This window comes from Paraburkholderia adhaesiva (assembly GCF_021390575.1).
Taxonomy (GTDB): domain Bacteria; phylum Pseudomonadota; class Gammaproteobacteria; order Burkholderiales; family Burkholderiaceae; genus Paraburkholderia; species Paraburkholderia adhaesiva.
The window spans coordinates 196,681-223,272 of sequence record NZ_JAJEJQ010000004.1 but is presented as its reverse complement, the minus strand read 5'-3'; the positions used below and the strand labels follow the sequence as shown (position 1 = coordinate 223,272).

The 26,592-nt window shown below is 62.3% G+C and carries 1 protein-coding gene (only partly in view); it reads left to right on the top strand.

Every position in this 26,592-nt window falls within one protein-coding gene, locus tag L0U80_RS28895, for an ESPR-type extended signal peptide-containing protein, read on the top strand. The gene is 51,243 nt long; 1,020 of those nucleotides lie to the left of the window and 23,631 to its right, leaving coding positions 1,021-27,612 in view (codon 341, complete, through codon 9,204, complete); the first codon wholly inside the window starts at position 1. Both the start codon and the stop codon lie outside the window.

The window sequence follows — 26,592 nt, the reverse complement described above, 5'->3', positions numbered from 1 at the left end:
AATGCAAGCATCAACGTGAGCGGTGATGCCCAGGGCGGCACGGTGATTCTGGGTGGAGACACGTTGAATCACGTGTCCAACAGCTCAGCTGCATCGCTGATCTCAGACGTGAACTTCGCGAACCTGACGGTGGTGGGGTCAGGCGCAACCATTGACGCGGGGTCGGCGCACGGCAATGGTGGTTTTATTGAGACCTCGGGCCATGACCTGGAAGTCCAGGGCAACATCACGGCGGCGGCGCCCAACGGCGTGGGTGGGCAGTGGCTGATCGACCCGACGGACCTGACCATCAGTTCCGGGACGGACGCGAACTACAGCGGGAACCTGGGCGACGGGACGTTCAGTGGCGGGAGCAACACGACCGCGACAGTGAGTAGTACCACGATCAGCAATACGCTGAGCTCGGGCACGAACGTGACGATCACGACGGCGAGCAGCGGCAGCGCGACGGGCAACATTACGCAGCAGGCGGGCGCAGATATCGTTGACACATGCACCAGTGAGACGTCGCTGACGATGCTGGCCAACGGCAGCATCAACCTCAGCGGCAATATTACGTCTACTGGCGGCGCGCTGGACCTGAACCTGACAGCCGATATCGGCAACAACGGTACAGGTTTGGTGAATACCGTCGGGACAACGATCGATCTCGGTGGTGGCACGATCAACATCTCAGGCAATACGACTGCGATGGGATCAAACGTCGCTGTCAACCTCAGCGGTAACCTGCTGAACGTTGGCTCCGGCGCGATCACGGGCACATCCTACAGCGGTAATGCCGTGCAGGTGAACGGGAACCTGACGCTGGTCAATGGCAGTGCGCTCTACATAACTGGCACGTCGACCTGCGCGTCTGGTTCAGGTGTTGGCATTTATATGCAAAGCGCGCTCAACGTAAGCGGCTACGATAACGTGACGCTCAACGGCACGGCGCAGGGCTCTGGCGCGGGGGTCAGTCTGGGGAACGGGCTGAGCGTCACCAACGGCGCGTCGGTAACGCTCAACGGCACGGCGAGCAGTAACAGTGGCGTGTATATAACGGGCGCCACGAATGTGTCGAATGGCGCGCTGAACATCACTGGCGTGTCCACCTGCATCAGTGCCGGCGGTCTGGGCATTTACGAGTCGTCCAATTTGACCGTGAGCAACGGCTCCAGCGTGACGCTCAATGGCATCTCGGCCGGTACTGGCAGAGGCTTGCAGATCGGCGGGGGAGTTTCCGTAAGCGATAGCACATTAAATCTGACCGGCATCTCGACCTGCGCTTCCGGTAGCGCCTATGGTGTTTACGTGAGCAACGGGCTGAACGTTACGAATGCTACGGTGACAATCAACGGTACGGCGCCAGGCGACGGCCGTGGCGTGGACATCGAGGGTAGCAGCGGCGTATCGGTGACCAACAGCACGCTGTACATCACGGGTACGTCGGCCCGTGCTTCAGGAGGCGGCATTGGCATTTACATTGCTGGAGCGCTGAACGCGAGCGCTGCCGAAGTTGCAGTCAACGGCACGGCGGCCGGCAGCGGCTATGGCGTGGACCTGGCCGGGGGACTGAACTCGACGGGTGGCAATGCATCGATCGCCGGCACATCGAATTCTTCGACGGGTCTGTGGGTGGCGGGGTGCATGTCGGTGACCAACGGCACGTTGAACGCTACCGGTACGATGATCCTCGCTTCCGGTGGCGGCTATGGTGTTTATGTATCAAATGGGCTGAAAGTTACGAATGCCACGGCGACGGTCAGTGGAACGGGTGGTACAGACCGGGGTGTGGACATAGAGAACGGTGTGTCGGTGACCAACGGCACGCTGGATGTCACCGGTATATCGGCCTGCGCTTCCGCCAGTGCCCATGGTGTGTACATTGGCGGGGCGCTGAATGCCACCAGTTCCAACGTTACGCTCAACGGTTCATCGAACGGCGGCGGATATGGCGTGTATGTGACTGGGGCGCTGAATGCCAACAGTTCCGACGTTACGCTCAATGGTTCATCGAACGGCAGCGGGTATGGCGTGTATTTGCCTACAGCGCTGAGTGCCACCAATTCCAACGTTACGCTCAACGGTTCATCGAACGGCACCGGATATGGCGTGTACGCGGGTGTCGGTGGCCTCGTGGTAAGCGGCACCGATAACGTGACGATCAGCGGGACGTCGAACGGTAGCGCTGGTGTCTACCTCCCGGATAGAGTAACGGTCACCGACACGGGCGTGCTGAACGTCACCGGTGTGTCGAACAGTACGGCTTCGGGTGCTCCCTATAACGGTGTGTACCTGGTTGGAATTGTGACGGTGAATGGCAGCGGCAACGCGGCAATCAGCGGCACGGGCAATGCGGGCGCGGGGGTGTATTTCGTCTCGTCGGAAAGCGTCTCTGACAATGGCACGCTGAACATTACGGGTACATCGAACAGCGGGTACGGCGTTTACGGGATCCCTTCGCTGGCCGTCAATAGCGGTACGTTGATCATCAACGGCACGTCGAATGGTTCCTACACCGGCGTGAGCCTGAGTGGGAGTGTGACGGTCAACGGAACCGCCAATGTAACCCTTACGGGTGCGTCGAATACCGGGCTTGGTTTGAGCCTGCCACAGGCAGTGACCGTATCCGACAATGGCACACTTAACATCACGGGTACGTCGAACGGCAACGCTGGCGTGAACGTGACTGGGTGCGTGACGGTGAACGGCTCCGGCAGTATCTTGAATGTCACCGGCATATCGAACAGCACGAACAGTGGTAACCCGGGCGTTTACCTGGCCACCCCACTGAATGTGAGCACCGGTAACGTAACGATCAACGGTACGTCGAACAGCTCCGACCCTGGCGTTCTTCTGGGCGGATGCGTAACAGCGAACGGTAATGCAACGGTGACGCTCATTGGCGCGTCGAACACCGGAGCAGGTCTGAATATGTCCAAGGGGATGGTGGCCAGCGGCAATGCCACACTGACGCTCATAGGTTCATCGAACAGCTATTTTGGCGTTACCGGGCTTCCTAACCTGACGGTCAGTACCACAAATATAACGATTAACGGTACGTCGAACGGTTCCTACGCCGGCGTGAACCTGAACAATGTGTCAGTGACGGTGAACGGCAGCGGTAACCTTACCCTGACTGGTGCTTCGAATAGTGGGGATGGCCTGGATCTTTCCAGCGTGACGACGGTAACCGACAATGGCACCTTGAACGTTTCGGGCATCTCCAACACCGGTATCGGTGTGAACCTGTCTGGTGCCGTCGCAGTGAATGGTAGCGGCACGATGAATGTGACGGGCGCCACTGCCGGCACAGCATCCAATGTAGCCGGGGTGGAGTTTACCACCAGCTCGGTCGTGAACCTCAGTGGTTGTGGTTCGCTGAATCTAGCCGGCACCGCGTGCGGTAGTGGCGTTGGGGTCTGGTTAAACGGCAGCAGCAGTAACGTTGCGGATAACGCCGTCTGGAATATTGCTGGCAGTTCGGTCGACGGCACCGGGACGCTGGAGAGCATGTCACCACTTGCGAAGGTGAATATCAGCGGCAATGGCCAGATTAACGCCTGGGGTAGTTCGGTCAACGGCACAGGTAACGACTTTAACGGCGACAACAAGCTTACGAATAACGGTACGCTGAACCTGTCGGGTGTGTCCACGAATGGCACGGGTGTCGAATTGAGCTACAACGTCAGCGCCACGGACAACGCGACGGTGACGGTATCGGGGACCTCGGAGAACGGGGCGGGCGTCGTGCAGGATCCGGGCAGTAGCCTGAATCTGAGTGGCAGCGCGACGGTCAACATCTCAGGCGATTCGACCACGGGCGATGGGGCTGAGTTGCTCGGGAACAATACGCTGCAGGGCAATGCCGCCCTGATTGTACAGGGTACATCGGATAGTGGCACGGGGCTGGCAGTTGGCGGGTCGCTGACTGCGCCGCCGGGGACGACGCTTGATTTGGGCGGCACGACGAATTCGGGTGTGGCGGTATATGTCGGCGCCGGTAACGGCCTGACCATGAGTGGAAACAACACCCTGAACCTCAGTGGTAATTCGTCGTCTGGCATCGCCGTGGAACTGGGCAACATCACAGTCACGGACAATGCCACCCTGAACATGACGGGTAATACCGCGACGGGTGTTGGTGTATCGCAGGACGTGGACGGTCATCTGAACGTCAGTGGCAATGGCATTGTCAATGCTAACGGTACGTCGACAGGCAACGGCACGGGTGTGCTGCTGGAGGGCAGCAGCGATGTTCAGGGCAATGCGACCTTGAACATCAATGGCAGCTCCGTGGACGGCACGGGGGTGCTCCAGAGTCAGGAGCCGACTGGCACGCTGAACATCAGCGGTAACGGAACCGTCAACGTTGATGGCACCTCGGTCAACGGTACGGGCAATGACCTTAACGGTGATACATCGATCACTGGCAATGGGACGCTGAATGCGACGGGCAGTTCGGTCAATGGAACGGGCGTAGAGCTGAGCGGGAACGTCAGTGTTACAGACAACGGTACGGTCGCCGCTTCTGGTAATTCGACCAACGGTACAGGTTTCCAGGCGGATTCAGGCAGCAGTCTGAATGTGAGTGGCGCCGCCCGGGCGAATGTATCCGGCAGCTCGACGAATGGCAACGGCACGGATTTCAACGGTTCGGCCAGCACCACGGACAACGGCTCGCTGGACATCTCGGGCAACAGCACGAATGGCACGGGTACGGTCGTGGGCGACAATGGCTCGCTCAATACTTCGGGCAACGGCTCGATCAATGTCAGCGGTAACTCGACGAATGGCAACGGCACGGACTTCAATGGTTCGGCCAGCACCACGGATAACGGCTCGCTGGACATCTCGGGCAACAGCACGAACGGCACGGGTACGGACGTAGGCGACAACGGCTCGCTGAACACGAGCGGCAACGGCTCGACCAAAGTCAGCGGCAACTCGACGAATGGCAACGGCACGGACTTCAATGGATCGGCCAGCACCACGGACAACGGCTCGCTGGACATCTCGGGCACCAGCACGAACGGCACGGGTAGCGACTTCAATGGCGATACGGTGGTCACGGGCAACGGGACGCTGAACCTGTCGGGGACGTCGGTGAACGGCACGGGGGTGGAGCTGAGTGCGAACCTGACGGCCACTGACAACGCGAGTGTTGCCGTTGACGGCACATCGGCCAACGGGGCCGGTGCGATGCAGGACGCGGGTGCGAGCCTGAACGTCAGTGGCAATGCCACCGTGAACATCACGGGCAATTCGACGGCGGGCGATGGCGTGGACCTGATGGGCAACAACACGCTCACGGATAACGCGACGCTCATTGCACAGGGCAACTCGGACAGCGGCACGGGCCTGGGCCTGGGCGGAACGCTGAGCGCGACGCCGGGCACGACGGTGTTGCTGGACGGTACGTCGAACACGGGCGTGGCCATCGAGGTGGGCGTGGGCAGTGGCCTGACACTGGCGGGCAACACGGCGCTGGACCTGGCAGGTACGTCGAACGCGGGCACCGGGGTGGAACTGCTCAACGTGACGGTGACGGACAATGCGTCGCTGAACGTGACGGGCAGCACGGCGACGGGTGCCGGTGTGGGCCAGGACGCCAACGGGTCGCTGAATGTCAGCGGCAACGGGGCGGTAACCCTCGATGGTACGGCGACGGGCAACGGGACGGGGGTGCGCCTGAACGGCAGCACGAACGTGTCGGACAGCGCGACGCTGAACATCAATGGCAGCTCGGTGGATGGGACCGGGGTGCTGGAGAGCGAGACGCCGCAGTCGACGGTGACGATCAGCGGCAACGGCGCGGTGAACGCGGTGGGCAGCTCGGTGAACGGCACGGGTAACGACTTCAATGGCGATACGGTGGTCACGGGCAACGGGACGCTGAACCTGTCGGGGACGTCGGTGAACGGCACGGCCGTGGAGTTGAGTGCGAACCTGACGGCCGCTGGCAACGCCAGTGTTGCTGTTGATGGCACATCGGCCAACGGGGCCGGTGCGATGCAGGACGCGGGTGCGAGCCTGAACGTCAGTGGCAATGCCACCGTGAACATCACGGGCAATTCGACGGCGGGCGATGGCGTGGACCTGATGGGCAACAACACGCTCACGGATAACGCGACGCTCATTGCACAGGGCAACTCGGACAGCGGCACGGGCCTGGGCCTGGGCGGAACGCTGAGCGCGACGCCGGGCACGACGGTGTTGCTGGACGGTACGTCGAACACGGGCGTGGCCATCGAGGTGGGCGTGGGCAGTGGCCTGACACTGGCGGGCAACACGGCGCTGGACCTGGCAGGTACGTCGAACGCGGGCACCGGGGTGGAACTGCTCAACGTGACGGTGACGGACAATGCGTCGCTGAACGTGACGGGCAGCACGGCGACGGGTGCCGGTGTGGGCCAGGACGCCAACGGGTCGCTGAATGTCAGCGGCAACGGGGCGGTAACCCTCGATGGTACGGCGACGGGCAACGGGACGGGGGTGCGCCTGAACGGCAGCACGAACGTGTCGGACAGCGCGACGCTGAACATCAATGGCAGCTCGGTGGATGGGACCGGGGTGCTGGAGAGCGAGACGCCGCAGTCGACGGTGACGATCAGCGGCAACGGCGCGGTGAACGCGGTGGGCAGCTCGGTGAACGGCACGGGTAACGACTTCAATGGCGATACGGTGGTCACGGGCAACGGGACGCTGAACCTGTCGGGGACGTCGGTGAACGGCACGGCCGTGGAGTTGAGTGCGAACCTGACGGCCGCTGGCAACGCCAGTGTTGCTGTTGATGGCACATCGGCCAACGGGGCCGGTGCGATGCAGGACGCGGGTGCGAGCCTGAACGTCAGTGGCAATGCCACCGTGAACATCACGGGCAATTCGACGGCGGGCGATGGCGTGGACCTGATGGGCAACAACACGCTCACGGATAACGCGACGCTCATTGCACAGGGCAACTCGGACAGCGGCACGGGCCTGGGCCTGGGCGGAACGCTGAGCGCGACGCCGGGCACGACGGTGTTGCTGGACGGTACGTCGAACACGGGCGTGGCCATCGAGGTGGGCGTGGGCAGTGGCCTGACACTGGCGGGCAACACGGCGCTGGACCTGGCAGGTACGTCGAACGCGGGCACCGGGGTGGAACTGCTCAACGTGACGGTGACGGACAATGCGTCGCTGAACGTGACGGGCAGCACGGCGACGGGTGCCGGTGTGGGCCAGGACGCCAACGGGTCGCTGAATGTCAGCGGCAACGGGGCGGTAACCCTCGATGGTACGGCGACGGGCAACGGGACGGGGGTGCGCCTGAACGGCAGCACGAACGTGTCGGACAGCGCGACGCTGAACATCAATGGCAGCTCGGTGGATGGGACCGGGGTGCTGGAGAGCGAGACGCCGCAGTCGACGGTGACGATCAGCGGCAACGGCGCGGTGAACGCGGTGGGCAGCTCGGTGAACGGCACGGGTAACGACTTCAATGGCGATACGGTGGTCACGGGCAACGGGACGCTGAACCTGTCGGGGACGTCGGTCAACGGCACGGCCGTGGAGTTGAGCGCGACTCTGAGCGCGACGGACAACGGCAGCGTGACCATTTCCGGCAGTTCGACGAACGGGACGGGTTTCCAGGAGGATGCGGGCAGCAGCCTGACGCTGGGTGGCAACGCGACGGCGAACATCTCGGGCAACTCCAGCACGGGCATTGGCGCGGAACTGAACGGCACGACCACTGTGTCGGGTAACGGCACGATTAACGTGTCGGGTGACTCGGGGACGAATACGGGTGTGGAGATCGGCTCGAACGGTTCCACGGACGCAACGGAAAACGGCACGATCGCAATCCAGGGCTATTCGACCAGCGGGACGGGCGTCGAAAACAACGGTTCGATAAATACCGATAACGGTACAACCCATATCACCGGCAACTCGGCCAGTGGTACGGACGTTGCGAATAACGACACGATCAATACGACGGACAATGGCTCGACGACCATCTCGGGCAATCTTACGAACGACGGCACGATCGACACCAGCAATGGCGGCACGACGGATGTCAACGGCAGCCTGTCGAACAACGGGACGGTCGCGACGGACAACGGCTCGCTGAACGTCAACGGCAGCGTGGACAACAACGGCACGCTGGACACGACGGACAACGGCACGACCAGCATCGGTGGCGACCTGAACAACAGCGGCAACGTCAGCACGACCGACAACGGCTCGCTGAACGTGGGTGGCAACGTCACGAACAACGGGACGGTCGACACGGATAACGGCACGCTGAACGTGTCGGGTAACGTCACGAACGACGCGAACGGCACGATCGACACCAGCAATGGCGGCACGACGGATGTCAACGGCAGCCTGTCGAACAACGGGACGGTGGCAACCGACAACGGTTCGCTGAACGTCAACGGCAGCGTGGACAACAACGGCACGCTGGACACGACGGACAACGGCACGACCAGCATCGGTGGCGACCTGAACAACAGCGGCAACGTCAGCACGACCGACAACGGCACGCTGAACGCGGCTGGCAACGTCACGAACGACGCCAACGGCACGATCGACACCAGCAATGGCGGCACGACGGATGTCAACGGCAGCCTGTCGAACAACGGGACGGTCGACACGGACAACGGCTCGCTGAACGTCAACGGCAGCGTGGACAACAACGGCACGCTGGATACGACGGACAACGGCACGACCAGCATCGGTGGTGACCTGAACAACAGCGGCAACGTCAGCACGACCGACAACGGCACGCTGAACGTGTCGGGTAACGTCACGAACGACGCGAACGGCACGATCGACACCAGCAATGGCGGCACGACGGATGTCAACGGCAGCCTGTCGAACAACGGGACGGTGGCAACCGACAACGGTTCGCTGAACGTCAACGGCAGCGTGGACAACAACGGCACGCTGGACACGACGGACAACGGCTCGACGAACATCGGTGGCGACCTGAACAACAGCGGCAATGTCAGCACGACCGACAACGGCACGCTGAACGTGGGTGGCAACGTCACGAACAACGGGACGGTCGACACGGATAACGGTTCGCTGAACGTGTCGGGTAACGTCACGAACGACGCCAACGGCACGATCGACACCAGCAATGGCGGCACGACGGATGTCAACGGCAGCCTGTCGAACAACGGCACGGTGGCGACGGACAACGGTTCGCTGAACGTCAACGGCAGCGTGGACAACAACGGCACGCTGAATACGACGGGTGACAATGGCACCACCGGTATCGGTGGCGACCTGAACAACAGCGGCAACGTCAGCACGACCGACAACGGCTCGCTGAACGTGGGTGGCAACGTCACGAACAACGGGACGGTCGACACGGATAACGGTTCGCTGAACGTGGCTGGCAACGTCACGAACGACGCGAACGGCACGATCGACACCAGCAATGGCGGCACGACGGATGTCAACGGCAGCCTGTCGAACAACGGCACGGTGGCGACGGACAACGGTTCGCTGAACGTCAACGGCAGCGTGGACAACAACGGCACGCTGGACACGACGGACAACGGCACCACCAGCATCGGTGGTGACCTGAACAACAGCGGCAACGTCAGCACGACCGACAACGGCACGCTGAACGTGGCTGGCAACGTCACGAACGACGCGAACGGCACGATCGACACCAGCAATGGCGGCACGACGGATGTCAACGGCAGCCTGTCGAACAACGGGACGGTGGCAACCGACAACGGTTCGCTGAACGTCAACGGCAGCGTGGACAACAACGGCACGCTGGATACGACGGACAACGGCACGACCAGCATCGGTGGTGACCTGAACAACAGCGGCAACGTCAGCACGACCGACAACGGCACGCTGAACGTGTCGGGTAACGTCACGAACGACGCGAACGGCACGATCGACACCAGCAATGGCGGCACGACGGATGTCAACGGCAGCCTGTCGAACAACGGGACGGTGGCAACCGACAACGGTTCGCTGAACGTCAACGGCAGCGTGGACAACAACGGCACGCTGGACACGACGGACAACGGCACCACCAGCATCGGTGGCGACCTGAACAACAGCGGCAACGTCAGCACGACCGACAACGGCACGCTGAACGTGGCTGGCAACGTCACGAACGACGCGAACGGCACGATCGACACCAGCAATGGCGGCACGACGGATGTCAACGGCAGCCTGTCGAACAACGGGACGGTGGCAACCGACAACGGTTCGCTGAACGTCAACGGCAGCGTGGACAACAACGGCACGCTGGATACGACGGACAACGGCACGACCAGCATCGGTGGTGACCTGAACAACAGCGGCAACGTCAGCACGACCGACAACGGCACGCTGAACGTGTCGGGTAACGTCACGAACGACGCGAACGGCACGATCGACACCAGCAATGGCGGCACGACGGATGTCAACGGCAGCCTGTCGAACAACGGGACGGTGGCAACCGACAACGGTTCGCTGAACGTCAACGGCAGCGTGGACAACAACGGCACGCTGGACACGACGGACAACGGCTCGACGAACATCGGTGGCGACCTGAACAACAGCGGCAATGTCAGCACGACCGACAACGGCACGCTGAACGTGGGTGGCAACGTCACGAACAACGGGACGGTCGACACGGATAACGGTTCGCTGAACGTGGCTGGCAACGTCACGAACGACGCGAACGGCACGATCGACACCAGCAATGGCGGCACGACGGATGTCAACGGCAGCCTGTCGAACAACGGCACGGTGGCGACGGACAACGGCACGCTGAACGTCAACGGCAGCGTGGACAACAACGGCACGCTGGACACGACGGACAACGGCACGACCAGCATCGGTGGCGACCTGAACAACAGCGGCAACGTCAGCACGACCGACAACGGCACGCTGAACGCGGCTGGCAACGTCACGAACGACGCCAACGGCACGATCGACACCAGCAATGGCGGCACGACGGATGTCAACGGCAGCCTGTCGAACAACGGCACGGTGGCAACCGACAACGGTTCGCTGAACGTCAACGGCAGCGTGGACAACAGCGGCACGCTGGACACGACGGACAACGGCACCACCAGCATCGGTGGCGACCTGAACAACAGCGGCAACGTCAGTACGACCGACAACGGCTCGCTGAACGTGGGTGGCAACGTCACGAACAACGGGACGGTCGACACGGATAACGGTTCGCTGAACGTGTCGGGCAACGTCACGAACGACGCCAACGGCACGATCGACACCAGCAATGGCGGCACGACGGATGTCAACGGCAGCCTCTCGAACAACGGGACGGTGGCCACCGACAACGGCACGCTGAACGTCAACGGCAGCGTGGACAACAACGGCACGCTGGACACGACGGACAATGGCACCACCAGCATCGGTGGTGACCTGAACAACAGCGGCAACGTCAGCACGACCGACAACGGCACGCTGAACGTGTCGGGCAACGTCACGAACGACGCGAACGGCACGATCGACACCAGCAATGGCGGCACGACCGATGTCAACGGCAGCCTGTCGAACAACGGCACGGTCGACACGGACAACGGCTCGCTGAACGTCAACGGCAGCGTGGACAACAATGGCACGCTGGACACGACGGACAACGGCACGACGAACATCGGTGGTGACCTGAACAACAGCGGCAACGTCAGTACGACCGACAACGGCTCGCTGAACGTGGGTGGCAACGTCACGAACAACGGGACGGTCGACACGGATAACGGTTCGCTGAACGTGGCTGGCAACGTCACGAACGACGCGAACGGCACGATCGACACCAGCAATGGCGGCACGACGGATGTCAACGGCAGCCTGTCGAACAACGGCACGGTGGCGACGGACAACGGCACGCTGAACGTCAACGGCAGCGTGGACAACAACGGCACGCTGAACACGACGGACAACGGCACGACGAACATCGGTGGTGACCTGAACAACAGCGGCAACGTCAGCACGACCGACAACGGCACGCTGAACGTGGCTGGCAACGTCACGAACGACGCGAACGGCACGATCGACACCAGCAATGGCGGCACGACGGATGTCAACGGCAGCCTGTCGAACAACGGGACGGTGGCAACCGACAACGGTTCGCTGAACGTCAACGGCAGCGTGGACAACAACGGCACGCTGGATACGACGGACAACGGCACGACCAGCATCGGTGGTGACCTGAACAACAGCGGCAACGTCAGCACGACCGACAACGGCACGCTGAACGTGTCGGGTAACGTCACGAACGACGCGAACGACGCGAACGACGCGAACGGCACGATCGACACCAGCAATGGCGGCACGACGGATGTCAACGGCAGCCTGTCGAACAACGGGACGGTGGCAACCGACAACGGTTCGCTGAACGTCAACGGCAGCGTGGACAACAACGGCACGCTGGACACGACGGACAACGGCTCGACGAACATCGGTGGCGACCTGAACAACAGCGGCAATGTCAGCACGACCGACAACGGCACGCTGAACGTGGGTGGCAACGTCACGAACAACGGGACGGTCGACACGGATAACGGTTCGCTGAACGTGGCTGGCAACGTCACGAACGACGCGAACGGCACGATCGACACCAGCAATGGCGGCACGACGGATGTCAACGGCAGCCTCTCGAACAACGGGACGGTGGCAACCGACAACGGCACGCTGAACGTCAACGGCAGCGTGGACAACAACGGCACGCTGGACACGACGGACAATGGCACCACCAGCATCGGTGGTGACCTGAACAACAGCGGCAACGTCAGCACGACCGACAACGGCACGCTGAACGTGTCGGGTAACGTCACGAACGACGCGAACGGCACGATCGACACCAGCAATGGCGGCACGACCGATGTCAACGGCAGCCTGTCGAACAACGGGACGGTGGCAACCGACAACGGTTCGCTGAACGTCAACGGCAGCGTGGACAACAACGGCACGCTGGACACGACGGACAACGGCTCGACGAACATCGGTGGCGACCTGAACAACAGCGGCAATGTCAGCACGACCGACAACGGCACGCTGAACGTGGGTGGCAACGTCACGAACAACGGGACGGTCGACACGGATAACGGTTCGCTGAACGTGGCTGGCAACGTCACGAACGACGCGAACGGCACGATCGACACCAGCAATGGCGGCACGACGGATGTCAACGGCAGCCTGTCGAACAACGGCACGGTGGCGACGGACAACGGTTCGCTGAACGTCAACGGCAGCGTGGACAACAACGGCACGCTGAACACGACGGACAACGGCACCACCAGCATCGGTGGCGACCTGAACAACAGCGGCAACGTCAGTACGACCGACAACGGCTCGCTGAACGTGGGTGGCAACGTCACGAACAACGGGACGGTGGCGACGGACAACGGTTCGCTGAACGTCAACGGCAGCGTGGACAACAGCGGCACGCTGGACACGACGGACAACGGCACCACCAGCATCGGTGGCGACCTGAACAACAGCGGCAACGTCAGTACGACCGACAACGGCTCGCTGAACGTGTCGGGCAACGTCACGAACGACGCGAACGGCACGATCGACACCAGCAATGGCGGCACGACGGATGTCAACGGCAGCCTGTCGAACAACGGCACGGTGGCGACGGACAACGGCACGCTGAACGTCAACGGCAGCGTGGACAACAACGGCACGCTGGACACGACGGACAACGGCACGACCAGCATCGGTGGCGACCTGAACAACAGCGGCAACGTCAGCACGACCGACAACGGCACGCTGAACGCGGCTGGCAACGTCACGAACGACGCCAACGGCACGATCGACACCAGCAATGGCGGCACGACGGATGTCAACGGCAGCCTGTCGAACAACGGCACGGTGGCAACCGACAACGGTTCGCTGAACGTCAACGGCAGCGTGGACAACAGCGGCACGCTGGACACGACGGACAACGGCACGACCAGCATCGGTGGCGACCTGAACAACAGCGGCAACGTCAGCACGACCGACAACGGCACGCTGAACGTGTCGGGCAACGTCACGAACGACGCGAACGGCACGATCGACACCAGCAATGGCGGCACGACCGATGTCAACGGCAGCCTGTCGAACAACGGGACGGTCGACACGGACAACGGCTCGCTGAACGTCAACGGCAGCGTGGACAACAATGGCACGCTGGACACGACGGACAACGGCACGACGAACATCGGTGGTGACCTGAACAACAGCGGCAACGTCAGTACGACCGACAACGGCTCGCTGAACGTGGGTGGCAACGTCACGAACAACGGGACGGTCGACACGGATAACGGTTCGCTGAACGTGGCTGGCAACGTCACGAACGACGCGAACGGCACGATCGACACCAGCAATGGCGGCACGACGGATGTCAACGGCAGCCTGTCGAACAACGGGACGGTGGCAACCGACAACGGTTCGCTGAACGTCAACGGCAGCGTGGACAACAGCGGCACGCTGGACACGACGGACAACGGCTCGACGAACATCGGTGGTGACCTGAACAACAGCGGCAACGTCAGTACGACCGACAACGGCTCGCTGAACGTGGGTGGCAACGTCACGAACAACGGGACGGTCGACACGGATAACGGTTCGCTGAACGTGGCTGGCAACGTCACGAACGACGCGAACGGCACGATCGACACCAGCAATGGCGGCACGACGGATGTCAACGGCAGCCTGTCGAACAACGGCACGGTGGCGACGGACAACGGTTCGCTGAACGTCAACGGCAGCGTGGACAACAACGGCACGCTGGACACGACGGACAATGGCACCACCAGCATCGGTGGTGACCTGAACAACAGCGGCAACGTCAGCACGACCGACAACGGCACGCTGAACGTGTCGGGTAACGTCACGAACGACGCGAACGGCACGATCGACACCAGCAATGGCGGCACGACCGATGTCAACGGCAGCCTGTCGAACAACGGGACGGTGGCAACCGACAACGGTTCGCTGAACGTCAACGGCAGCGTGGACAACAACGGCACGCTGGACACGACGGACAACGGCTCGACGAACATCGGTGGCGACCTGAACAACAGCGGCAATGTCAGCACGACCGACAACGGCACGCTGAACGTGGGTGGCAACGTCACGAACAACGGGACGGTCGACACGGATAACGGTTCGCTGAACGTGGCTGGCAACGTCACGAACGACGCGAACGGCACGATCGACACCAGCAATGGCGGCACGACGGATGTCAACGGCAGCCTGTCGAACAACGGGACGGTGGCGACGGACAACGGTTCGCTGAACGTCAACGGCAGCGTGGACAACAACGGCACGCTGGACACGACGGACAACGGCACCACCAGCATCGGTGGCGACCTGAACAACAGCGGCAACGTCAGTACGACCGACAACGGCTCGCTGAACGTGGGTGGCAACGTCACGAACAACGGCACGGTGGCGACGGACAACGGCACGCTGAACGTCAACGGCAGCGTGGACAACAGCGGCACGCTGGACACGACGGACAACGGCACCACCAGCATCGGTGGCGACCTGAACAACAGCGGCAACGTCAGTACGACCGACAACGGCTCGCTGAACGTGTCGGGCAACGTCACGAACGACGCGAACGGCACGATCGACACCAGCAATGGCGGCACGACGGATGTCAACGGCAGCCTCTCGAACAACGGGACGGTGGCCACCGACAACGGCACGCTGAACGTCAACGGCAGCGTGGACAACAACGGCACGCTGGACACGACGGACAATGGCACCACCAGCATCGGTGGTGACCTGAACAACAGCGGCAACGTCAGCACGACCGACAACGGCACGCTGAACGTGTCGGGCAACGTCACGAACGACGCGAACGGCACGATCGACACCAGCAATGGCGGCACGACCGATGTCAACGGCAGCCTGTCGAACAACGGCACGGTGGCGACGGACAACGGCACGCTGAACGTCAACGGCAGCGTGGACAACAACGGCACGCTGGACACGACGGACAACGGCACGACCAGCATCGGTGGCGACCTGAACAACAGCGGCAACGTCAGCACGACCGACAACGGCACGCTGAACGCGGCTGGCAACGTCACGAACGACGCCAACGGCACGATCGACACCAGCAATGGCGGCACGACGGATGTCAACGGCAGCCTGTCGAACAACGGCACGGTGGCAACCGACAACGGTTCGCTGAACGTCAACGGCAGCGTGGACAACAGCGGCACGCTGGACACGACGGACAACGGCACCACCAGCATCGGTGGCGACCTGAACAACAGCGGCAACGTCAGTACGACCGACAACGGCTCGCTGAACGTGGGTGGCAACGTCACGAACAACGGGACGGTCGACACGGATAACGGTTCGCTGAACGTGTCGGGCAACGTCACGAACGACGCCAACGGCACGATCGACACCAGCAATGGCGGCACGACGGATGTCAACGGCAGCCTCTCGAACAACGGGACGGTGGCCACCGACAACGGCACGCTGAACGTCAACGGCAGCGTGGACAACAACGGCACGCTGGACACGACGGACAATGGCACCACCAGCATCGGTGGTGACCTGAACAACAGCGGCAACGTCAGCACGACCGACAACGGCACGCTGAACGTGTCGGGCAACGTCACGAACGACGCGAACGGCACGATCGACACCAGCAATGGCGGCACGACCGATGTCAACGGCAGCCTGTCGAACAACGGCACGGTCGACACGGACAACGGCTCGCTGAACGTCAACGGCAGCGTGGACAACAATGGCACGCTGGACACGACGGACAACGGCACGACGAACATCGGTGGTGACCTGAACAACAGCGGCAACGTCAGTACGACCGACAACGGCTCGCTGAACGTGGGTGGCAACGTCACGAACAACGGGACGGTCGACACGGATAACGGTTCGCTGAACGTGGCTGGCAACGTCACGAACGACGCGAACGGCACGATCGACACCAGCAATGGCGGCACGACGGATGTCAACGGCAGCCTGTCGAACAACGGCACGGTGGCGACGGACAACGGCACGCTGAACGTCAACGGCAGCGTGGACAACAACGGCACGCTGAACACGACGGACAACGGCACGACGAACATCGGTGGTGACCTGAACAACAGCGGCAACGTCAGCACGACCGACAACGGCACGCTGAACGTGGCTGGCAACGTCACGAACGACGCGAACGGCACGATCGACACCAGCAATGGCGGCACGACGGATGTCAACGGCAGCCTGTCGAACAACGGGACGGTGGCAACCGACAACGGTTCGCTGAACGTCAACGGCAGCGTGGACAACAACGGCACGCTGGATACGACGGACAACGGCACGACCAGCATCGGTGGTGACCTGAACAACAGCGGCAACGTCAGCACGACCGACAACGGCACGCTGAACGTGTCGGGTAACGTCACGAACGACGCGAACGACGCGAACGACGCGAACGGCACGATCGACACCAGCAATGGCGGCACGACGGATGTCAACGGCAGCCTGTCGAACAACGGGACGGTGGCAACCGACAACGGTTCGCTGAACGTCAACGGCAGCGTGGACAACAACGGCACGCTGGACACGACGGACAACGGCTCGACGAACATCGGTGGTGACCTGAACAACAGCGGCAATGTCAGCACGACCGACAACGGCACGCTGAACGTGGGTGGCAACGTCACGAACAACGGGACGGTCGACACGGATAACGGTTCGCTGAACGTGGCTGGCAACGTCACGAACGACGCGAACGGCACGATCGACACCAGCAATGGCGGCACGACGGATGTCAACGGCAGCCTGTCGAACAACGGCACGGTGGCGACGGACAACGGTTCGCTGAACGTCAACGGCAGCGTGGACAACAACGGCACGCTGAACACGACGGACAACGGCACGACGAACATCGGTGGTGACCTGAACAACAGCGGCAACGTCAGCACGACCGACAACGGCACGCTGAACGTGGCTGGCAACGTCACGAACGACGCGAACGGCACGATCGACACCAGCAATGGCGGCACGACGGATGTCAACGGCAGCCTGTCGAACAACGGGACGGTGGCAACCGACAACGGTTCGCTGAACGTCAACGGCAGCGTGGACAACAACGGCACGCTGGATACGACGGACAACGGCACGACCAGCATCGGTGGTGACCTGAACAACAGCGGCAACGTCAGTACGACCGACAACGGCTCGCTGAACGTGGGTGGCAACGTCACGAACGACGCGAATGGCACGATCGACACCAGCAATGGCGGCACGACGGATGTCAACGGCAGCCTGTCGAACAACGGGACGGTGGCAACCGACAACGGTTCGCTGAACGTCAACGGCAGCGTGGACAACAGCGGCACGCTGGACACGACGGACAACGGCACCACCAGCATCGGTGGTGACCTGAACAACAGCGGCAACGTCAGCACGACCGACAACGGCACGCTGAACGTGTCGGGTAACGTCACGAACGACGCGAACGGCACGATCGACACCAGCAATGGCGGCACGACGGATGTCAACGGCAGCCTGTCGAACAACGGGACGGTGGCAACCGACAACGGTTCGCTGAACGTCAACGGCAGCGTGGACAACAACGGCACGCTGGACACGACGGACAACGGCACGACCAGCATCGGTGGCGACCTGAACAACAGCGGCAACGTCAGCACGACCGACAACGGCACGCTGAACGTGTCGGGCAACGTCACGAACGACGCGAACGGCACGATCGACACCAGCAATGGCGGCACGACGGATGTCAACGGCAGCCTCTCGAACAACGGGACGGTGGCCACCGACAACGGCACGCTGAACGTCAACGGCAGCGTGGACAACAACGGCACGCTGGACACGACGGACAATGGCACCACCAGCATCGGTGGTGACCTGAACAACAGCGGCAACGTCAGCACGACCGACAACGGCACGCTGAACGTGTCGGGCAACGTCACGAACGACGCGAACGGCACGATCGACACCAGCAATGGCGGCACGACCGATGTCAACGGCAGCCTGTCGAACAACGGGACGGTCGACACGGACAACGGCTCGCTGAACGTCAACGGCAGCGTGGACAACAATGGCACGCTGGACACGACGGACAACGGCACGACGAACATCGGTGGTGACCTGAACAACAGCGGCAACGTCAGTACGACCGACAACGGCTCGCTGAACGTGGGTGGCAACGTCACGAACAACGGGACGGTGGCGACGGACAACGGTTCGCTGAACGTCAACGGCAGCGTGGACAACAACGGCACGCTGGACACGACGGACAACGGCACCACCAGCATCGGTGGCGACCTGAACAACAGCGGCAACGTCAGTACGACCGACAACGGCTCGCTGAACGTGGGTGGCAACGTCACGAACAACGGGACGGTGGCGACGGACAACGGTTCGCTGAACGTCAACGGCAGCGTGGACAACAGCGGCACGCTGGACACGACGGACAACGGCACCACCAGCATCGGTGGCGACCTGAACAACAGCGGCAACGTCAGCACGACCGACAACGGCACGCTGAACGTGGCTGGCAACGTCACGAACGACGCGAACGGCACGATCGACACCAGCAATGGCGGCACGACGGATGTCAACGGCAGCCTGTCGAACAACGGCACGGTGGCGACGGACAACGGCACGCTGAACGTCAACGGCAGCGTGGACAACAACGGCACGCTGGACACGACGGACAACGGCACGACCAGCATCGGTGGCGACCTGAACAACAGCGGCAACGTCAGCACGACCGACAACGGCACGCTGAACGTGTCGGGCAACGTCACGAACGACGCCAACGGCACGATCGACACCAGCAATGGCGGCACGACGGATGTCAACGGCAGCCTGTCGAACAACGGGACGGTGGCAACCGACAACGGTTCGCTGAACGTCAACGGCAGCGTGGACAACAACGGCACGCTGGACACGACGGACAACGGCTCGACGAACATCGGTGGCGACCTGAACAACAGCGGCAATGTCAGCACGACCGACAACGGCACGCTGAACGTGGGTGGCAACGTCACGAACAACGGGACGGTCGACACGGATAACGGTTCGCTGAACGTGGCTGGCAACGTCACGAACGACGCGAACGGCACGATCGACACCAGCAATGGCGGCACGACGGATGTCAACGGCAGCCTCTCGAACAACGGGACGGTGGCAACCGACAACGGCACGCTGAACGTCAACGGCAGCGTGGACAACAACGGCACGCTGGACACGACGGACAATGGCACCACCAGCATCGGTGGTGACCTGAACAACAGCGGCAACGTCAGCACGACCGACAACGGCACGCTGAACGTGTCGGGTAACGTCACGAACGACGCGAACGGCACGATCGACACCAGCAATGGCGGCACGACCGATGTCAACGGCAGCCTGTCGAACAACGGGACGGTGGCAACCGACAACGGTTCGCTGAACGTCAACGGCAGCGTGGACAACAACGGCACGCTGGACACGACGGACAACGGCTCGACGAACATCGGTGGCGACCTGAACAACAGCGGCAATGTCAGCACGACCGACAACGGCACGCTGAACGTGGGTGGCAACGTCACGAACAACGGGACGGTCGACACGGATAACGGTTCGCTGAACGTGGCTGGCAACGTCACGAACGACGCGAACGGCACGATCGACACCAGCAATGGCGGCACGACGGATGTCAACGGCAGCCTGTCGAACAACGGGACGGTGGCGACGGACAACGGTTCGCTGAACGTCAACGGCAGCGTGGACAACAACGGCACGCTGGACACGACGGACAACGGCACCACCAGCATCGGTGGCGACCTGAACAACAGCGGCAACGTCAGTACGACCGACAACGGCTCGCTGAACGTGGGTGGCAACGTCACGAACAACGGCACGGTGGCGACGGACAACGGCACGCTGAACGTCAACGGCAGCGTGGACAACAGCGGCACGCTGGACACGACGGACAACGGCACCACCAGCATCGGTGGCGACCTGAACAACAGCGGCAACGTCAGTACGACCGACAACGGCTCGCTGAACGTGTCGGGCAACGTCACGAACGACGCGAACGGCACGATCGACACCAGCAATGGCGGCACGACGGATGTCAACGGCAGCCTCTCGAACAACGGGACGGTGGCCACCGACAACGGCACGCTGAACGTCAACGGCAGCGTGGACAACAACGGCACGCTGGACACGACGGACAATGGCACCACCAGCATCGGTGGTGACCTGAACAACAGCGGCAACGTCAGCACGACCGACAACGGCACGCTGAACGTGTCGGGCAACGTCACGAACGACGCGAACGGCACGATCGACACCAGCAATGGCGGCACGACCGATGTCAACGGCAGCCTGTCGAACAACGGGACGGTCGACACGGACAACGGCTCGCTGAACGTCAACGGCAGCGTGGACAACAATGGCACGCTGGACACGACGGACAACGGCACGACGAACATCGGTGGTGACCTGAACAACAGCGGCAACGTCAGTACGACCGACAACGGCTCGCTGAACGTGGGTGGCAACGTCACGAACAACGGGACGGTCGACACGGATAACGGTTCGCTGAACGTGGCTGGCAACGTCACGAACGACGCGAACGGCACGATCGACACCAGCAATGGCGGCACGACGGATGTCAACGGCAGCCTGTCGAACAACGGGACGGTGGCAACCGACAACGGTTCGCTGAACGTCAACGGCAGCGTGGACAACAACGGCACGCTGGACACGACGGACAACGGCACCACCAGCATCGGTGGCGACCTGAACAACAGCGGCAACGTCAGTACGACCGACAACGGCTCGCTGAACGTGGGTGGCAACGTCACGAACAACGGGACGGTGGCGACGGACAACGGTTCGCTGAACGTCAACGGCAGCGTGGACAACAACGGCACGCTGGACACGACGGACAACGGCACCACCAGCATCGGTGGCGACCTGAACAACAGCGGCAACGTCAGTACGACCGACAACGGCTCGCTGAACGTGGGTGGCAACGTCACGAACAACGGGACGGTGGCGACGGACAACGGTTCGCTGAACGTCAACGGCAGCGTGGACAACAGCGGCACGCTGGACACGACGGACAACGGCACCACCAGCATCGGTGGCGACCTGAACAACAGCGGCAACGTCAGCACGACCGACAACGGCACGCTGAACGTGGCTGGCAACGTCACGAACGACGCGAACGGCACGATCGACACCAGCAATGGCGGCACGACGGATGTCAACGGCAGCCTGTCGAACAACGGCACGGTGGCGACGGACAACGGCACGCTGAACGTCAACGGCAGCGTGGACAACAACGGCACGCTGGATACGACGGACAACGGCACGACCAGCATCGGTGGTGACCTGAACAACAGCGGCAACGTCAGCACGACCGACAACGGCACGCTGAACGTGTCGGGTAACGTCACGAACGACGCGAATGGCACGATCGACACCAGCAATGGCGGCACGACGGATGTCAACGGCAGCCTGTCGAACAACGGGACGGTGGCAACCGACAACGGTTCGCTGAACGTCAACGGCAGCGTGGACAACAGCGGCACGCTGGACACGACGGACAACGGCACCACCAGCATCGGTGGTGACCTGAACAACAGCGGCAACGTCAGCACGACCGACAACGGCACGCTGAACGTGTCGGGTAACGTCACGAACGACGCGAACGGCACGATCGACACCAGCAATGGCGGCACGACGGATGTCAACGGCAGCCTGTCGAACAACGGGACGGTGGCAACCGACAACGGTTCGCTGAACGTCAACGGCAGCGTGGACAACAACGGCACGCTGGACACGACGGACAACGGCACGACCAGCATCGGTGGCGACCTGAACAACAGCGGCAACGTCAGCACGACCGACAACGGCACGCTGAACGTGTCGGGCAACGTCACGAACGACGCCAACGGCACGATCGACACCAGCAATGGCGGCACGACGGATGTCAACGGCAGCCTGGCGAACAACGGCACGGTGGCGACGGACAACGGTTCGCTGAACGTCAACGGCAGCGTGGACAACAGCGGCACGCTGGACACGACGGACAACGGCACCACCAGCATCGGTGGCGACCTGAACAACAGCGGCAACGTCAGTACGACCGACAACGGCTCGCTGAACGTGGGTGGCAACGTCACGAACAACGGGACGGTGGCGACGGACAACGGTTCGCTGAACGTCAACGGCAGCGTGGACAACAACGGCACGCTGGACACGACGGACAACGGCACCACCAGCATCGGTGGCGACCTGAACAACAGCGGCAACGTCAGTACGACCGACAACGGCTCGCTGAACGTGGGTGGCAACGTCACGAACAACGGGACGGTGGCGACGGACAACGGTTCGCTGAACGTCAACGGCAGCGTGGACAACAGCGGCACGCTGGACACGACGGACAACGGCACCACCAGCATCGGTGGCGACCTGAACAACAGCGGCAACGTCAGCACGACCGACAACGGCACGCTGAACGTGGCTGGCAACGTCACGAACGACGCGAACGGCACGATCGACACCAGCAATGGCGGCACGACGGATGTCAACGGCAGCCTGTCGAACAACGGCACGGTGGCGACGGACAACGGCACGCTGAACGTCAACGGCAGCGTGGACAACAACGGCACGCTGGATACGACGGACAACGGCACGACCAGCATCGGTGGTGACCTGAACAACAGCGGCAACGTCAGCACGACCGACAACGGCACGCTGAACGTGTCGGGTAACGTCACGAACGACGCGAACGGCACGATCGACACCAGCAATGGCGGCACGACGGATGTCAACGGCAGCCTGTCGAACAACGGGACGGTGGCAACCGACAACGGTTCGCTGAACGTCAACGGCAGCGTGGACAACAACGGCACGCTGGACACGACGGACAACGGCTCGACGAACATCGGTGGCGACCTGAACAACAGCGGCAATGTCAGCACGACCGACAACGGCACGCTGAACGTGGGTGGCAACGTCACGAACAACGGGACGGTCGACACGGATAACGGTTCGCTGAACGTGGCTGGCAACGTCACGAACGACGCGAACGGCACGATCGACACCAGCAATGGCGGCACGACGGATGTCAACGGCAGCCTGTCGAACAACGGCACGGTGGCGACGGACAACGGCACGCTGAACGTCAACGGCAGCGTGGACAACAACGGCACGCTGGACACGACGGACAACGGCACGACCAGCATCGGTGGCGACCTGAACAACAGCGGCAACGTCAGCACGACCGACAACGGCACGCTGAACGCGGCTGGCAACGTCACGAACGACGCCAACGGCACGATCGACACCAGCAATGGCGGCACGACGGATGTCAACGGCAGCCTGTCGAACAACGGCACGGTGGCAACCGACAACGGTTCGCTGAACGTCAACGGCAGCGTGGACAACAGCGGCACGCTGGACACGACGGACAACGGCACCACCAGCATCGGTGGCGACCTGAACAACAGCGGCAACGTCAGTACGACCGACAACGGCTCGCTGAACGTGGGTGGCAACGTCACGAACAACGGGACGGTCGACACGGATAACGGTTCGCTGAACGTGTCGGGCAACGTCACGAACGACGCCAACGGCACGATCGACACCAGCAATGGCGGCACGACGGATGTCAACGGCAGCCTCTCGAACAACGGGACGGTGGCCACCGACAACGGCACGCTGAACGTCAACGGCAGCGTGGACAACAACGGCACGCTGGACACGACGGACAATGGCACCACCAGCATCGGTGGTGACCTGAACAACAGCGGCAACGTCAGCACGACCGACAACGGCACGCTGAACGTGTCGGGTAACGTCACGAACGACGCGAACGGCACGATCGACACCAGCAATGGCGGCACGACGGATGTCAACGGCAGCCTGTCGAACAACGGGACGGTGGCAACCGACAACGGTTCGCTGAACGTCAACGGCAGCGTGGACAACAACGGCACGCTGGACACGACGGACAACGGCTCGACGAACATCGGTGGCGACCTGAACAACAGCGGCAATGTCAGCACGACCGACAACGGCACGCTGAACGTGGGTGGCAACGTCACGAACAACGGGACGGTCGACACGGATAACGGTTCGCTGAACGTGGCTGGCAACGTCACGAACGACGCGAACGGCACGATCGACACCAGCAATGGCGGCACGACGGATGTCAACGGCAGCCTGTCGAACAACGGCACGGTGGCGACGGACAACGGTTCGCTGAACGTCAACGGCAGCGTGGACAACAACGGCACGCTGAACACGACGGACAACGGCACCACCAGCATCGGTGGCGACCTGAACAACAGCGGCAACGTCAGTACGACCGACAACGGCTCGCTGAACGTGGGTGGCAACGTCACGAACAACGGGACGGTGGCGACGGACAACGGTTCGCTGAACGTCAACGGCAGCGTGGACAACAACGGCACGCTGGACACGACGGACAACGGCACCACCAGCATCGGTGGCGACCTGAACAACAGCGGCAACGTCAGTACGACCGACAACGGCTCGCTGAACGTGTCGGGCAACGTCACGAACGACGCGAACGGCACGATCGACACCAGCAATGGCGGCACGACCGATGTCAACGGCAGCCTGTCGAACAACGGGACGGTCGACACGGACAACGGCACGCTGAACGTCAACGGCAGCGTGGACAACAATGGCACGCTGGACACGACGGACAACGGCACGACGAACATCGGTGGTGACCTGAACAACAGCGGCAACGTCAGCACGACCGACAACGGCTCGCTGAACGTGGGTGGCAACGTCACGAACAACGGGACGGTCGACACGGATAACGGTTCGCTGAACGTGGCTGGCAACGTCACGAACGACGCGAACGGCACGATCGACACCAGCAATGGCGGCACGACGGATGTCAACGGCAGCCTGTCGAACAACGGCACGGTGGCGACGGACAACGGTTCGCTGAACGTCAACGGCAGCGTGGACAACAACGGCACGCTGGACACGACGGACAACGGCTCGACGAACATCGGTGGCGACCTGAACAACAGCGGCAATGTCAGCACGACCGACAACGGCACGCTGAACGTGTCGGGCAACGTCACGAACGACGCGAATGGCACGATCGACACCAGCAATGGCGGCACGACGGATGTCAACGGCAGCCTGTCGAACAACGGGACGGTGGCAACCGACAACGGTTCGCTGAACGTCAACGGCAGCGTGGACAACAGCGGCACGCTGGACACGACGGACAACGGCACCACCAGCATCGGTGGTGACCTGAACAACAGCGGCAACGTCAGTACGACCGACAACGGCACGCTGAACGTGGGTGGCAACGTCACGAACAACGGGACGGTCGACACGGATAACGGTTCGCTGAACGTGGCTGGCAACGTCACGAACGACGCGAACGGCACGATCGACACCAGCAATGGCGGCACGACGGATGTCAACGGCAGCCTGTCGAACAACGGCACGGTGGCGACGGACAACGGTTCGCTGAACGTCAACGGCAGCGTGGACAACAACGGCACGCTGAACACGACGGACAACGGCACGACGAACATCGGTGGTGACCTGAACAACAGCGGCAACGTCAGCACGACCGACAACGGCACGCTGAACGTGGCT